Below are 14,212 nucleotides of genomic sequence, written 5' to 3' on the forward strand. Positions count from 1 at the left end.
CTAGAGGGGTGACTAGAGCCGAGGGTGATACAGCGTCCAGCAGATCCGATATTTGGAACCTGCCCAATATCCTCACGATGCTCCGCATCGCCCTGGTCCCGTTCTTTGTATGGTTCCTCCTGGAGGACAACCATGAGTTCGGAATCTGGCGCTGGGCAGCGCTGGTAGCCTTCGCGGTGGCGATCTACACCGACAAGCTCGACGGCGACATCGCCCGGGCGCGCGGCCTCATCACCAACTTCGGCAAGATCGCGGACCCCATCGCGGATAAGCTCCTGATCGGCTCGGCCTTGGTGCTCCTGTCCATCCTGGCGGAACTGCCGTGGTGGGTCACCATCCTCATCCTGGTCCGCGAGTGGGGCATAACGGCCCTGAGGTTCGTTGTCATCAAGTACGGCGTCATGCCGGCATCCCGGGGCGGAAAGCTGAAGACCGTGGTGCAGACGTTGGCGATCTTCCTGTATCTGTTGCCCCTCAAGGCCTCCGTGCCGTGGCTGGATGGCCTTGCTTTCTGGGTCATGATGCTCGCCGCCGCCATCACGCTGTGGACCGGCGTCGAATATGTTGTCCAGGCCCTTAAGCTCCGCGCTGCAGGACGCCGCGCATGAGCCCGACCGCCGGGACGCCGGCCGACACGACGCCGGAGGAGGGGACAGCGTCATCGGTGGTGGCATTGGCCCTGGAGAAACACCTCACTGTTGCCACGGCGGAATCGCTGACGGCCGGTATGGTGGCCGCCGCGCTGGCAGATACTCCCGGGGCGTCAGGAATGCTCCAAGGCGGCGTGGTGGCCTACCAGAACTCGGTCAAAGCCAAGGTACTCGGAGTGTCCGGGGACCTGCTCGCCGCAGTCGGATCAGTCGACGGGGCCGTGGCGGCCGCCATGGCTGATGGCGCCAGGCTTGCTTGCGGGGCCGACGTCGGAATTTCCACGACGGGGGTGGCCGGCCCCGAGCCTCATGATGGCAAAGCTGTGGGGACAGTGTTCATCGGCGTGAGCACGGCCGATGGCAGCACAGCCTTTGAATACGGTTTCGACGGCGGCAGGCCGTCCATTCGCCGGCAGGCCTCTGATGCTGCATTGGCCAGGCTTTTTGAAGCGCTGACCTCAACTGGTTACCGCTTGTAAAGTTGCCGGGAACAAAAACTGTTTGCCGATAGTTGTGTCATTGTGTCGCCTCGGAAGAGCCGGGGCGCCTAGGATGTAGACACCCACCCGGTTCGCCAGCAGCGGGCCGGAAGAACGAGGAGCAAGGCGATACAGATGGTAAAGCAGCCCGTGTCCGTGAACGGCGTTGTCCGCTGGAAGGATGTGGGCTTGGCTGATAAGACACAGAGCGAACAGAAGGAGCGCAAAATGGTTGTACTGCGTCACGAGATCGGTGATGTTCTGCGCGATGTCCGCCAGCGTCAGGGCCGTACCCTCCGCGAGGTTTCGCACAGTGCCCGCGTTTCGCTCGGTTACCTGAGCGAGGTAGAACGCGGCCAGAAGGAGGCTTCTTCCGAGCTCCTGTCCTCTATCTGCACAGCCCTGGATGTTCCGTTGTCCCACATGCTTCGCGAAGTCAGCGATCGCGTGGCCGTCGCGGAAGGTGTGTCAGTACCGGATACCGTTCCGCAGGAGTTCTCCCAGCGCTACGGCCGTGATTTGGACCTCACGGACGACTTCCCGCAGGGGATGCTCTCCGGCGCCCGGTAAGCTTCACCAAGGAATTAAGAAAGAGTCCCCGGCCGGATGGCTGGGGACTTTTTTGTGCCCCTCCGTGCGGGGAGGGGCGGCATTACGGGTCTGTGGGTTCCTTGCAGACGGTGGCTTCCTCGGAGACGGCGGCTTCCTTGGAGACGGCGACATCTTTCAGGACGCCGTCGCCGTAGATGACATTGAGGCGTCCCATGTAGTCGGCCAGGATCTGCACATCCTCAAGCGGCCATTCGCCCAGGCGTTCCCGGAAAACCTGCCGGCGTGCGTCCTGGACCTGGTGCATCTTCTCCTCGCCCTTTTCGGTCAGCCGGATCGACTGTGCCCGGCCATCCTGGGGGTCTGCCTCCTTGAAGACGAGCCCGATGCTCTCCAAAAAGGCAATCTGCCGGCTCACCGAAGGTTTTCCCACGCCGATGGAAGTGGCCAGGTCCGTGAGCCTGATGGGACCTTCGCGGCGGATGACGGTCAGCAAGCCGTAGGCTGCAGGTTCCATATCGGGATGGACCTGGCGCGAGAGCTGGTAGGAGATGGATCGTGCCCTCCGCCAGAGCAGGCTCAGCTGGTGTTCCACCTGCTGGAGGGCGTCGTCCACGGCGTCGCCTGATGCGACGGGACCGGGCGTGCTCTGGAGAGGATTGCTCATGGCAACCATTCTAGAGTCCGGTGCCGTGAGAGACTCTATCGGTGAGGGCAAGTGACTTTTGGCGATTGATGGACGATGAATTCGGGTCCGGGTACTCCCGCGTGCTGGCCAACTCACTGGTCTTGGCCGGGGTGGGGGGACGTACCGCAGTAGAGGCCCTGGCCGCCGGACGCCATCCCCGGGACGTATGGTTGGCGGTCTGTGAAGTCCAGGATGTTCCCCCGGAACGAAGGCTTGGGCGGGACATCAAGCCGTCTTCCAACTGACCCGGGAATCCCGGCCCGCGTCGGCCGGACACGCCGGAGCGTTATTCGAATATCTGTTCGGATGGGGATATGCTCCTAACAAGGACAGTTTGATCTTGAAAGACGCGTTCCAAGGCATCCGGCAGCCCCGTTTATCCACATAGCGGGGAACGGCTTGTAAAAATGTCAGGGCACCGTAATAGCGTCTGACATGACAGGAAAGCGGCCTTCGGGCCACTCCACAGCGAGAAAGCATCAGAGGTGTGAACCATGGCGGCAGCCCCGGATCGTGAGAAGGCGCTTGAAGCAGCGCTTGCCCAGATCGACAAGCAGTTCGGCAAAGGCTCGATCATGCGTTTGGGTGATGACACCCGCGCCCCCATCGAGACAATTCCCACGGGTTCCATTGCACTGGACGTCGCTCTGGGAATTGGAGGCCTGCCGCGTGGACGCGTCGTGGAGATCTACGGCCCGGAGTCCTCCGGTAAAACCACCGTGGCACTGCACGCGGTGGCCAACGCCCAGCGCGCCGGCGGCATCGCAGCCTTCATCGACGCCGAGCATGCGTTGGATCCGGACTACGCCGCCAAGCTCGGCGTGGATACGGACGCTCTTTTGGTTTCCCAGCCGGATACCGGTGAGCAAGCCTTGGAGATCATGGACATGCTGGTCGGATCAGGTTCACTGGACATCATCGTCATTGACTCCGTGGCCGCGTTGGTCCCCCGCGCTGAAATCGAAGGCGAAATGGGTGACTCCCACGTTGGCCTGCAGGCCCGCTTGATGAGCCAGGCACTTCGAAAGATCACCGGCCGCTTGAGCCAGACCAAGACCACGGCGATCTTCATCAACCAGTTGCGCGAGAAGATCGGTGTCTTCTTCGGATCGCCCGAAACCACCACCGGTGGTAAGGCGCTGAAGTTCTACGCCTCCGTCCGTATCGATGTCCGTCGAATCCAGACCCTCAAAGAAGGCGCAGACTCGGTGGGTAACCGCACCAAGGCGAAGATCGTCAAGAACAAGATGGCCCCGCCCTTCAAGATCGCGGAATTCGACATCATCTACGGCCAGGGCATCTCCCGTGAAGGCGGGATCATTGACATGGGCGTAGAGCACGGCATCATCAAGAAGTCCGGCTCCTGGTTTACCTACGATGGCGACCAGCTGGGCCAAGGCATGGAGAATTCCCGCCGCTTCCTGCGTGATAACCCTGAGTTGGCGCAGGAACTGGAGCGCCTCATCAAGGAAAAGCTTGGCGTAGGCGTGAAGGCTGAGGAAGAGTCCCCGAAGCTGAAGGCCGTTGAAGGTTAGACGGGGACCGGACCCGGAATCCTCCGTCGCCGCAGACCCTGAACCGGACCCGGAGTCCGTGGCCCGTGCCATCGTTCTGCGGCAGTTGACCATGGCGCCCCGGAGCCGGTTGCAGTTGGCGCGGAAGCTCGCTGAGCGGAACGTTCCTGAACACGTGGCAGAGGCAGTGCTGGACCGCTTTGAAGAGGTACAGCTCATCGATGACCCGGAGTTTGCCACGATGTGGGTCAGGAGCCGTTCCCAGAGCAAGAAGCTCGCCAAGGGTGCCCTTCGACGAGAGTTGACGGAGAAGGGCATTGAGCTGGAGGCGGCGGAGGAAGCGTTGTCCCAGCTCAGCGATGACGATGAGGAGCGTGCTGCACGTGAACTCGTTGAGCGTAAGGTCCGGCCAGGGATGAATCTGGCGGATCGGGCCGAGCGCGATAAGCACACGCGGAGGCTGGCAGCCATGCTGGCCCGCAAGGGCTATGCGCCCTCCATGGCGTTCAGGATTGTCGGCGAGGTGTTGGCGGAAGCCGGTACCCTTGAGTAGTGAGTTTGACCATTTCTTCCCCAGCAGATTCTGTCGCACAGACAGCCGAACCCAGGACCTATCAGGTCCGTACCTTCGGCTGCCAGATGAATGTCCACGATTCCGAAAGGATGGCCGGACTTCTTGAAGACGCCGGGTACGTGCCTGCGGAAGGTGCCTTGGCCGACGTCGTGGTCTTCAACACCTGCGCGGTGCGGGAGAACGCGGACAACAAGCTCTACGGAAACCTGGGACAACTCCGGCAGGCCAAAGAACAGAATCCCGGAATGCAAATTGCCGTGGGCGGTTGCCTGGCGCAGAAGGACCGGGAAACCATCGTCAAAAAGGCGCCTTGGGTTGATGCGGTCTTCGGTACGCACAACGTGGGAGCCCTCCCGGCCCTGCTGAGCCGGGCACGCCACAACAACGAAGCCCAGCTGGAGATCCTGGAGTCTTTGGACGTCTTCCCTTCCACCCTTCCCACCAAGCGGGACTCCGTCTACTCGGGCTGGGTCTCCATCTCCGTGGGCTGCAACAACACCTGCACCTTCTGCATCGTTCCGTCGCTTCGAGGTAAGGAAAGGGATCGGCGTCCGGGGGAGATCCTGGCTGAAATCCAGGCCCTCGTGGATGACGGAGCTGTGGAGGTCACCCTTTTGGGGCAAAACGTTAACTCCTACGGCGTCGAGTTCGGCGACCGTTTGGCGTTCTCCAAACTACTTCGTGCCTGCGGCACCATTGAAGGCCTCGAACGGGTTCGATTCACGAGCCCGCACCCGGCTGCGTTCACCGACGATGTGATTGACGCGATGGCGGAAACCGCCAATGTGATGCCCCAATTGCACATGCCGCTCCAGTCAGGATCGGACAAGGTCCTCAAGGACATGCGTCGCTCCTACCGTTCCAGCAAGTTCCTCGGCATTCTGGACAAGGTGCGGGACAAGATCCCGGGTGCGGCAATTTCCACAGACATCATTGTTGGTTTCCCGGGGGAGACCGAGGAAGACTTCCAGGCCACGTTGGACGTTGTGGAGAAGTCCCGGTTTGCCACCGCCTTCACTTTCCAGTATTCGAAGCGGCCCGGCACACCCGCGGCCGAGCTGCCGGATCAGTTGCCCAAGGCCGTGGTCCAGGAACGCTTCGAGAGGCTCACCGCCCTGCAGGACCGTATTGCCGCCGAGGAGAACGCCAAGCAGCTTGGACGCACTGTTGAGGTTTTGGTGACGGCGCAGTCCGGGCGAAAGGCCGAAGAGACGCACCGGCTTTCCGGACGTTCCAAGGACCAGCGGCTTGTACATTTCTCCGTTCCCGCGGGAGCCCAGGCTCCGCGCCCGGGGGATTTCGTCACTGTGACCATCACGGAGGCAGCTGCGTTCCACCTGGTGGCAGACCCTGCCACCACGGATGACTATGTCTTACGGCGTTCACGTGCCGGGGAGGCTTGGGACAGGGCTCAGGCAGACTCCTGCGGCGTCCCGGCAGCTGGCACAGGCACCGGCACGTCGGGTGTTTCCCTGGGGATGCCGTCCCTGCCTGCCCGGCGATCCTGATCCCGGCGGCGCTGCAGCATGTCGGAAACCCCGGATGAGTCCCCAAACAACCCCGCAACGCCCGGAGTGACTGCGGGCGCCCCGCCTGTCATATCGATTGTCGGTCCCACTGGTTCGGGAAAATCGGACCTGGGGGTCAAGCTCGCATTGGACCTCGACGGCGAGGTCATCAACGCCGATGCCCTGCAGTTCTACCGGGGCATGGACATCGGCACGGCAAAGATCACCATGGAGGAGCGCAAGGGCGTCCGCCACCACCTCCTGGATACCCTGGACGTCACTGACGAGGCCAGCGTGGCCGACTTTCAGCAGGAGTGCCGCGACGCGATCCGCGACATCCACTCACGCGGCAAGAGGGCAATCCTGGTGGGCGGCTCCGGCTTGTACGTCCGGGCGGCGTTGGACGTCCTGGAGTTCCCGGGAACCGACCCCGCCCTTCGACAACGGTTGGAGGAGGAGGTGGCCGCCACAGGGCTGGCGCCCCTCCGGGAACGCTTGGCCGCGGTGGATCCAGTGGCCGCAGGCCGCCTCGGTGATGCCCGGCGGGTGATCCGTGCCTTGGAAGTCCATGGGCTGACGGGGCGCCCGTTCAGTTCCTTCATGCCCGAGCGGCGCTACTTTCAGCCGGCAGTCCAGATAGGTCTTGCAGTTGATCGCGAAGAGCTGCGTGGTCGGTTGGCTGAGCGTGTCCACGGGATGGTTGAGTCTGGATTGGTGGACGAAGTGCGCCGGCTTGATGCGATCGGCCTGCGAACCGGCAAAACGGCAGGACGGGCGTTGGGCTATGCGCAATTCCTGAAGGTGCTGGATGGCGTCATGGACCAGGCCACCGCCATCGAAGAGACCATTGTGGCCACCAGGCAGTTCGCCCGGCGGCAGCTGACGTGGTTCCGTGCCGACCCCCGGATCACCTGGCTGGATTGGCGTGACCCGGACCTGGCAGGCAAGGCGCTCTCGGAAGTGGGAAGCCGGAACACCCCCGCAATTTAGGGCCAGTCAAGCGGGGCGGGTAGCCTTGACTCCATGGAAGAAACCGCCGTAGCCACTGCCCCGCAGGCACCCTCCGCCGAGGCAGCCGTGCCCGCACCCAGCTTGGCTGGATTGCCCTTTTCCAAGGGGCATGGGACGGGAAATGACTTTGTCCTGATCGCGGACCCGGGCGACGCGCATGAGATCACTCCCGAGCAGGTAGCCCAGCTGTGCGACCGTCACACAGGCATCGGAGGTGACGGACTCATCCGCGCGGTGCCGTCGCGCTTCCTGCCCGAGGGCCGCGCTGCGCTTGAACAGGACAGCGGCGCCGAATGGTTCATGGATTACCGCAACGGCGATGGTTCATTGTCTGAGATGTGTGGCAATGGGGTCCGCGTCTTCGTCCACTTCCTCATCGAGCAGGGCCTGGTAGACCTTGGAACAGGGGAAACGCTCACCATTGGAACCCGCGGCGGCGTCAAAAAAGTAGTCCGCACAGTCAACGGTTACGCCGTTGACATGGGGCCGTGGGAGTTTATCTTCCCCAAAGAAGCCACCAGCAAGGCCATGGACGCCCTGGTCAGTGCCGATGGCCTGGAAGTAGCCCGGCCCGGGCTCTCCGTGAGCATGGGCAATCCCCACACTGTTGTGGCCCTTGCCGAGCTGGCCGAGTTGTCTGCTACCCAGTTGTTCAAAGCACCGGTGGTGGATCCCAAACCGGAACACGGCACCAACGTTGAATTCGTTGTTCCCGCCGAACCCCTGGTGGAGGACGGAGTGGGCACCATTTCCATGCGCGTCCACGAGCGCGGGGTCGGTGAGACGCAATCCTGCGGCACGGGCGCGTGCGCGGCTGCCGTGGCCATTCGTCACTGGGCCGGCAGCGCGGCACCCAACGATTGGCACGTCAAGGTTCCAGGCGGTGTCGTAGGCGTAAAGTTCTTCCCCGGAGCCGGCGGCCGTGAGCACGTTGAACTCAGCGGCCCGGCGGTCATCGTGGCTACAGGGACGCTTTCCTGACCTTGATGATGCGGAACGACTTGGACGTGCTTTCCCGGCCCACCGCGTAACCGCTGCCCAGTTCTCCGGCGAGCCACTTCTGGAGTGAATCGGCGCCGAGGTTCTTCTGCACCACGAGCCAGGCCTCGCCGCCCGGGGCGAGGCGCGGAAGCCACCGGAGCAGCAGCGCGTGCAGTTCAGCCTTGCCGATGCGGATGGGCGGATTGGACCAGATAGTGGTGAACTCGACGCCGGGGTCTACGTCGTCCGGGAGACTGGCATGGACATTGCCCAGGCCCAGCGCCGCAGCATTCTCGTTGGTAAGCGTCACGCAGCGTTCGTTCACGTCCACCGCAACAACGGTGGCCTCCGGGGACTTCAGCCCCAGTGTCAGCGCAATGGGACCCCATCCGCACCCGATGTCCAGGAACGTTCCTTCGGCAGGGGGTGGCGGAACGTCCGAAAACAGGATGGCCGTTCCTTTGTCCACGGCGTCGGGGCTGAAGATACCGCTGGAGGTCTGCAGGTGACGTGTTTTGCCGTCCAATTCCACGGTCAGCGGCTTCCGGGTGAACGGACCGGCAGGTTGGGCAGTGAAATAGTGTGCAGACTCCATAAGGAGCCAGATTAGTGGCCCAATGGTGGACTTGGGAAACTGCCGGGGGAGCAGGGTGGGTTGACGTGCGGTGCTATTGTTTAGTCCATGTTCTTGATCTTTGAGTAGCCAAAACCTCCCGGCCTGCTTCAGCAGGCCCTGGAGGCCTCGCCCGCGACGCAGAGCGGCCCGGCACTATTGCCCGGTTGCCGCCCTTTCCGCCCGGCAGGTTGCTACCGGCATCCCCGAGAGATCAACGCTCCCAGTCCCTCCGCAGTGGAGGCAGCATCATGCTGCGTTCCCAACGTGCGGTCCGGCCCGGGCGTCAGGACATCCTCCGGGCCGGCTGCCTCCCCGCGGATCCATTCGAACCACTGTTACCTGCAGCTTCCACCCCCGAGGTGTGGATTCTGCCCGGCCCACAGGAGCCTCCATGGCCCAAGCCCGTCAGCCCAGCGCGAAGAGCGCACCATCGAGCAGTAAACAGCACTATTCTGGAATAGCCGAACAGTCTAAGGAGACCATGACCACCCAGAAGCACTCCGGATCCGATTCCGACGCCCAGGACATGAGTCCTGACCAAATCCAGGCCGTCATCGACCGGATTCTTTCCAAGGATGCACCAGCCCGGCCGTCTGCTGACAGCGACGCCGGTGGTGTCCTCGGCAAGGCGCAGGCAATCTCTTCGCTCGACCAAGAGCACAGTATTTACGACGGTGACCAGGAAGACCTGGCCGAGCGCCGCGCATTGCGCCGCACCGCAGGGCTGTCCACTGAACTCGAAGACGTCACCGAGGTTGAATACCGGCAGTTGCGCCTTGAGCGCGTTGTCCTCGCTGGTCTGTGGACCGAAGGTACCTTGGCTGATGCGGAGAATTCCCTCCGTGAACTGGCAGCCCTGGCCGAGACGGCAGGTTCCGAGGTCCTGGACGGACTCGTCCAGCGGCGTACAAAGCCCGATCCCGGTACCTTCCTTGGCTCCGGCAAGGCCCAGGAACTCAAGGACATCGTGGCCGCCACCGGCGCGGACACGGTGGTGGTGGACACCGAGCTTGCGCCCTCCCAGCGCCGTGGGCTTGAGGACATTGTCAAGGTCAAGGTGGTGGACCGCACAACGTTGATCCTGGACATTTTCGCCCAGCATGCCAAGAGCCGTGAAGGCAAGGCACAAGTTGAGCTGGCGCAGCTCGAATACTTGTTGCCAAGGCTCCGTGGTTGGGGTGACTCAATGTCCCGCCAGGCAGGTGGCCAGGTGGGTGGCGCAGGCGCCGGCATGGGTTCGCGTGGTCCGGGTGAAACCAAGATTGAACTCGACCGCCGGCGCATCCGTACCCGGATGGCCAAGCTTCGGCGTGAGATTGCGGCCATGAAGCCGGCGCGCGAGACCAAGCGGGCCAACCGCCGTCGTAACGACGTTCCGTCCGTGGCCATTGCCGGCTACACCAACGCGGGCAAGTCCTCCTTGCTCAACCGCCTGACCGATGCCGGGGTCCTGGTGCAGAACGCACTCTTCGCCACGCTGGACCCCACCGTCCGCAAGGCGCAGACTCCGGACGGCATCGGCTACACCCTTGCCGACACCGTGGGCTTTGTCCGGTCCTTGCCAACGCAATTGGTGGAGGCTTTCCGCTCCACGCTGGAGGAGGTCGCGGATGCTGACCTGATCCTCCACGTGGTGGATGCTTCCCACCCGGATCCTGAAGGGCAGATTGCCGCAGTCAGGGCTGTTTTCTCCGAAGTGGATGCACGAAAAGTGCCGGAGATCATCGTGCTCAACAAGGTGGACGTCGCAGATCCTTTCGTTGTGGAGCGACTGAAGCAAAAGGAGCCCAGGAATGCAGTGGTTTCCACACGTACAGGCGAGGGAATCGCGGAGCTTCTTGAGGACATCAGCCGATCCATCCCGCGGCCCGGTGTCCGCTTGGAGCTGTTGATCCCTTACGACCGTGGCGAGCTGATCAGCAAGCTGCACAGCTCGGACTCCGAAATTCTCAGCCTCGACCACCAGGAAAACGGCACGCGCGTAGTGGCAATGGTCCGTGAGGGCCTGGCCGCTGAACTGGAGTCATTCATCGCTCATGGCTAAGAAGGTGGCGGCGGACGGAGCCGCATCCGAGGGTGAGAAAGCAACCCTTGAATTGTTGGATCGTGCCGTCTCAGGCATGGGGGGACAAAGCAGGGAAGGCCAGCATGAGATGGCCAAGCATGTCACCCGTGCCATTGAGACGGGAGAACATCTCCTGGTCCAGGCGGGAACGGGAACAGGTAAGTCCCTGGCGTACCTGATTCCGTTGATCGCCCACTCCATGGAGAGCAACAAGCCCACGCTTGTGTCCACCGCCACCTTGGCTTTGCAGACCCAGATTGTAGGCAGGGACCTTCCCAGGCTCCTGGACACAATCACCCCCCACCTTGAACGCCCGGTCAACGTGGCGTTGGTGAAGGGGCGGGCAAACTATGTTTGCCTGCAAAAGCTGGAAGGCGGCTTCCCCAGCGAGGAGCCGTCAGAAGGCCAGTTGTTTTCCCTGGGTGAGGATACGGCCGTGCCGCATTTCGCGGCGTCCATGGGTGGCCCGCAGTCGCAGCTTGGCAAGGAAGTCGTCCGTCTCCGCGAATGGGCCGAAAAGACCGCCACGGGAGACCGTGACGAACTGATGCCCGGCGTGACGGACAGGGCATGGCGGCAAGTATCCGTCACCTCCATGGAATGCCTCGGGGCCCAAAAATGTCCCGTTGCCGAGGAGTGCTTCAGTGAACTGGCACGCGCCCGTGCGGCTGAGGCCGATGTTGTGGTCACCAACCATGCCATGTTGGCCGTCAGCGCTTTCGAAGGCCTGGCAGTGCTGCCGGAATACGACGTCGTGGTGGTAGACGAAGCGCATGAGCTGCAGGACAGGGTTACGGGAGCAGTATCCGGCCAGTTGTCAGTGGCGATGGTCCATGCTGCCGCCTCCAGCGCACGCAAGCACACGGCCATTACTGTGGATGCGCTCAACGCCGCTGCGGACCGCCTCGACATGGCAATCGCCGGTGTTCCCGACGGTTTGCTTCCCAACGGCCTCAATGATGAGCAGCTGGACTGCCTCGATCAATTGCGCGACGCCACCCGGGCGGCCCTTTCGGACTCCAAAACCGACTCCTCGACGGCCGTCGACGGTGGCCGGCAACTGGCCCGGTCGCGGCTGATGCTCATCCTTGAACTGTGCGAGCGTATGCTCGCCGCCAAGGAAAACCGGGAAGTGGTGTGGTTTTCCCGGAACAGCACTTTCGACCCCCAGCAGGGGTACTCCCAGCCTGACGAGACCGCACCGGCATTGATCAACATCGCACCGCTCAGCGTGGCCGGAAGGCTGCGGGAAGGGCTCTTCGCCGACCATACGGTGGTACTGACGTCAGCGACGCTGGCCATCGGTTCGGCTTTTGAACCGGCAGCCGGGGGATTGGGGCTGATAGGGGACGGAGCTCCCAGCTGGACGGGGATCGACGTAGGTTCGCCCTTCGACTATCCCAAGCAGGGTGTGTTGTACGTGGCCAAGCATCTGCCCAAACCGTCGCGGGGAACCTCTCCTGAGGCCTTGGACGAGCTGGAAGACCTCATCCGGGCTTCCGGCGGGGGAGCATTGTGCTTGTTCTCCTCACGCCGTGCCGCGGAAGACGCCGCAGATGCGATGCGTCAGCGCCTGGATGTCAGCATTCTTTGCCAAGGCGAGTCCACCATGTCCGCGTTGGTGAAGCAGTTCGCGGATGAGCCCGACACTTGCCTTTTCGGCACGATGTCGCTGTGGCAGGGTGTTGATGTTCCCGGCGGCTCATGCCGGTTGGTGGTCATCGACCGCATACCGTTTCCCCGGCCCGATGACCCGCTGATGACTGCGCGGTCCCGCGCAGTAGCCCAGTCCGGCGGCAACGGCTTCATGGCTGTTTCCGCTACCCACGCTGCGATTCGCCTGGCTCAGGGAGCAGGCAGGCTTATCCGCTCCACCGGTGACAGGGGAGTGGTGGCGGTGCTCGACTCGCGACTTTCCACCGAGCGCTATGGAGCATTCCTGCGCGCTGCCCTGCCGCCCTTCTGGGCGACTGCAGACCGCACAGTGGTCAGAGGTGTCCTGGAACGGCTTGGCTCCGCTACAACGCCGTAGATGGCTTCCTGGTTGGGAATTTCGCCGGGACTGCCGGCCAGGATAGCTGAATCGGGTTTGCTAGAGCGACCGCAGAACTGAGACAACCTTGCCCATGATGGTGGCTTGGTCTCCCAGAATGGGCTCGTACTGCGTGTTTTGCGGCAGCAGCCACGTGTGGCCGTCACGCTGACGGAAGGTCTTGACGGTGGCTTCATCGTCCAACAGGGCCGCAACGATGTCGCCATTGATGGCATCGTTTTGGCGGCGCACCACTACCCAGTCGCCGTCGCAGATCGCGGCGTCGATCATCGAGTCGCCGGCAACCTTCAACATGAACAGCTCGCCGTGCCCCACGAGCTGGCGGGGCAGGGGAAGAACGTCCTCCACAGTCTGGTCCGCCAGGATCGGTCCGCCGGCGGCGATGCGGCCCACCAAGGGAACCATGGCGGTGTCGCTGGCGCTGGAAAGTTCCGTCACCGCAAGTCCGCCCGTGCTGCGCAGGGTGGCGGGACCTTCGACGCCGGGCACGGAACCCGCGTCCAGTGTCAGGGGCATCAGGACTTCCATGGCGCGGGGGCGCTTGGGATCCCTACGGAGGTATCCCAATTTCTCCAGCTGTGAGAGTTGGTGCGTGACACTGGACAGGCTGGCCAGCCCCACGGTGTCTCCGATTTCGCGCATGCTGGGCGGGTAGCCGTTGTCGTTCACCGACCTCTGGATGGTCTCCAGGATTTTCTTTTGCCGGACAGTCAGGCTTTTGGGGCTCTTCTGGGGCTGTTGGCTCCGCAGTGGTGCCGCGCCGCCTGTGGCTTTCGCTGCCATGTTCGCCAATGCCTTCCATTTCGCCCGCAAGGTACGTCCCTATGGGGAGAGTCCTAAAAATGTCAGACCCTCCTGGTCCACTGAAACAGTGCCTGTTTCTTCACTCAAACGTAGGGCAGGCGCAGGCGTTTATCAAACATTTGTTCTAGCGAGTCTCGACACCGTTCGTTGATAAGTGCTAAAAATGTCATAGCAAGGTTCGAACATGTGTTCTATAAATCTTCGCGAGGTACCGAAAATCGAACATCCGGTTCGAACATCCCATCCAGGGATCGGCGTCGCGGGGGAGGCACTAAGAATTGGCAGCCAGGCGGCGAAGTATCGGCGCCAGGCAATAGCTCAGAAGGGCTCAGCTCATGTCCGTCGTCACCAACCTCAATGATTACCGCGCCTCCAAGGCATCCCCGCGGCTCCGCCTGACCCGTCGTGGTCGGATGGTCTTCTTCGGCATTCCCGCCATGCTGTTGGCAGCTGCTCTCCTGAGCCTCGCCGGATTCATCACCTCTCCGGCGAAGGCCTCCGACTCGCAGTCGCAGCTCAGGCCACCCGTTGCCGTCACCGTCACCGTGCAGCAGGGGCAGTCGCTGTGGGGAATTGCCGGGGCCGCTGCGCCGGAGCGTGACCCCCGCGACGTCATCGCGGAAATCATTCAACTGAACGACCTCCGGGGTGGCCGGATCCAGCCCGGCCAGCAACTGTTTGTACCAGCAGCCTAGGAGGACGGGCGGATTCGGGTGGGCG

15 protein-coding genes are annotated in these 14,212 nt (G+C 62.7%); 12 read left to right on the forward strand and 3 right to left on the reverse strand.

Going from position 1 to position 14,212, the window contains the following annotated elements:
* The first annotated feature begins 8 nt into the window (after positions 1 to 8).
* From pgsA to JOE60_RS06945, 3 genes are all read left to right on the forward strand, one after another.
* On the forward strand, positions 9 to 608 hold the full coding sequence (gene pgsA, locus JOE60_RS06935) for a CDP-diacylglycerol--glycerol-3-phosphate 3-phosphatidyltransferase (protein WP_167264888.1): 600 nt from the start codon (positions 9 to 11) through the stop codon (positions 606 to 608).
* The gene (locus tag JOE60_RS06940; protein WP_167264889.1) at positions 605 to 1,129 is read left to right on the forward strand and encodes a CinA family protein; all 525 of its coding nucleotides are present in this window, start codon (positions 605 to 607) and stop codon (positions 1,127 to 1,129) included. Before pgsA ends, JOE60_RS06940 begins: the two co-directional genes overlap by 4 nt.
* A 135-nt stretch (positions 1,130 to 1,264) precedes the next feature.
* Entirely contained in the window at positions 1,265 to 1,699 is a 435-nt protein-coding gene (locus tag JOE60_RS06945; RefSeq protein WP_167264890.1) for a helix-turn-helix domain-containing protein, read from the forward strand.
* An 82-nt stretch (positions 1,700 to 1,781) separates the two neighbouring features.
* Here the strand turns inward: JOE60_RS06945 and JOE60_RS06950 are convergent, their stop codons facing one another.
* Positions 1,782 to 2,345 carry a MarR family winged helix-turn-helix transcriptional regulator gene (locus JOE60_RS06950; RefSeq protein ID WP_239528831.1) on the reverse strand — a complete coding sequence of 188 codons (564 nt, stop codon included), beginning with the start codon at positions 2,343 to 2,345 and terminating at the stop codon, positions 1,782 to 1,784.
* A 41-nt stretch (positions 2,346 to 2,386) separates the two neighbouring features.
* Here JOE60_RS06950 and JOE60_RS06955 point away from each other — a divergent pair, with 41 nt between their 5' ends.
* The 6 genes from JOE60_RS06955 (at position 2,387) to dapF (ending at position 7,954) form a co-directional block, all read left to right on the forward strand.
* On the forward strand, positions 2,387 to 2,611 hold the full coding sequence (locus JOE60_RS06955) for a DUF3046 domain-containing protein (RefSeq protein ID WP_167264891.1): 225 nt from the start codon (positions 2,387 to 2,389) through the stop codon (positions 2,609 to 2,611).
* A gap of 249 nt (positions 2,612 to 2,860) precedes the next feature.
* On the forward strand, positions 2,861 to 3,901 hold the full coding sequence (recA, locus tag JOE60_RS06960) for a recombinase RecA (protein ID WP_167264892.1): 1,041 nt from the start codon (positions 2,861 to 2,863) through the stop codon (positions 3,899 to 3,901).
* A 58-nt stretch (positions 3,902 to 3,959) separates the two neighbouring features.
* A complete protein-coding gene (locus JOE60_RS06965; protein WP_204814991.1) occupies positions 3,960 to 4,433 on the forward strand; it encodes a regulatory protein RecX in 474 nt (157 codons plus the stop codon).
* Complete coding sequence (miaB, locus tag JOE60_RS06970) at positions 4,433 to 5,962, forward strand: tRNA (N6-isopentenyl adenosine(37)-C2)-methylthiotransferase MiaB (protein ID WP_167264894.1); 1,530 nt, start codon at positions 4,433 to 4,435, stop codon at positions 5,960 to 5,962. The genes JOE60_RS06965 and miaB overlap by 1 nt, the downstream gene beginning before the upstream one ends.
* 18 nt (positions 5,963 to 5,980) lie before the next feature.
* Positions 5,981 to 6,952 carry a tRNA (adenosine(37)-N6)-dimethylallyltransferase MiaA gene (gene miaA / locus JOE60_RS06975; RefSeq protein WP_167264895.1) on the forward strand — a complete coding sequence of 324 codons (972 nt, stop codon included), beginning with the start codon at positions 5,981 to 5,983 and terminating at the stop codon, positions 6,950 to 6,952.
* Between the two features lie 33 nt (positions 6,953 to 6,985).
* A complete protein-coding gene (dapF, locus tag JOE60_RS06980; RefSeq protein ID WP_239528832.1) occupies positions 6,986 to 7,954 on the forward strand; it encodes a diaminopimelate epimerase in 969 nt (322 codons plus the stop codon).
* Here dapF and JOE60_RS06985 read toward each other — a convergent pair.
* Complete coding sequence (locus JOE60_RS06985) at positions 7,935 to 8,549, reverse strand: class I SAM-dependent methyltransferase (RefSeq protein WP_167264896.1); 615 nt, start codon at positions 8,547 to 8,549, stop codon at positions 7,935 to 7,937. The two genes, dapF and JOE60_RS06985, sit on opposite strands and share 20 nt — an antisense overlap.
* A gap of 502 nt (positions 8,550 to 9,051) precedes the next feature.
* Here JOE60_RS06985 and hflX point away from each other — a divergent pair.
* Together hflX and JOE60_RS06995 are read left to right on the forward strand one after the other, a co-directional pair.
* Positions 9,052 to 10,614 (forward strand): GTPase HflX, encoded by a 1,563-nt coding sequence (gene hflX / locus JOE60_RS06990; protein ID WP_167264897.1) that lies wholly within the window; start codon positions 9,052 to 9,054, stop codon positions 10,612 to 10,614.
* Positions 10,607 to 12,667, forward strand: coding sequence for an ATP-dependent DNA helicase (locus tag JOE60_RS06995; protein WP_167264898.1), 2,061 nt, complete (start codon positions 10,607 to 10,609; stop codon positions 12,665 to 12,667). The genes hflX and JOE60_RS06995 overlap by 8 nt, the downstream gene beginning before the upstream one ends.
* A gap of 60 nt (positions 12,668 to 12,727) precedes the next feature.
* Here the strand turns inward: JOE60_RS06995 and lexA are convergent, their stop codons facing one another.
* On the reverse strand, positions 12,728 to 13,471 hold the full coding sequence (lexA, locus tag JOE60_RS07000; protein ID WP_167264899.1) for a transcriptional repressor LexA: 744 nt from the start codon (positions 13,469 to 13,471) through the stop codon (positions 12,728 to 12,730).
* A gap of 356 nt (positions 13,472 to 13,827) precedes the next feature.
* On the opposite strand from lexA, the gene JOE60_RS07005 reads away from it, so the two are divergent.
* Entirely contained in the window at positions 13,828 to 14,187 is a 360-nt protein-coding gene (locus JOE60_RS07005) for a LysM peptidoglycan-binding domain-containing protein (protein WP_167264900.1), read from the forward strand.
* Positions 14,188 to 14,212: the final 25 nt, after the last annotated feature.

This window comes from Paenarthrobacter ilicis (assembly GCF_016907545.1).
Taxonomy (GTDB): Bacteria; Actinomycetota; Actinomycetes; order Actinomycetales; family Micrococcaceae; genus Arthrobacter; species Arthrobacter ilicis.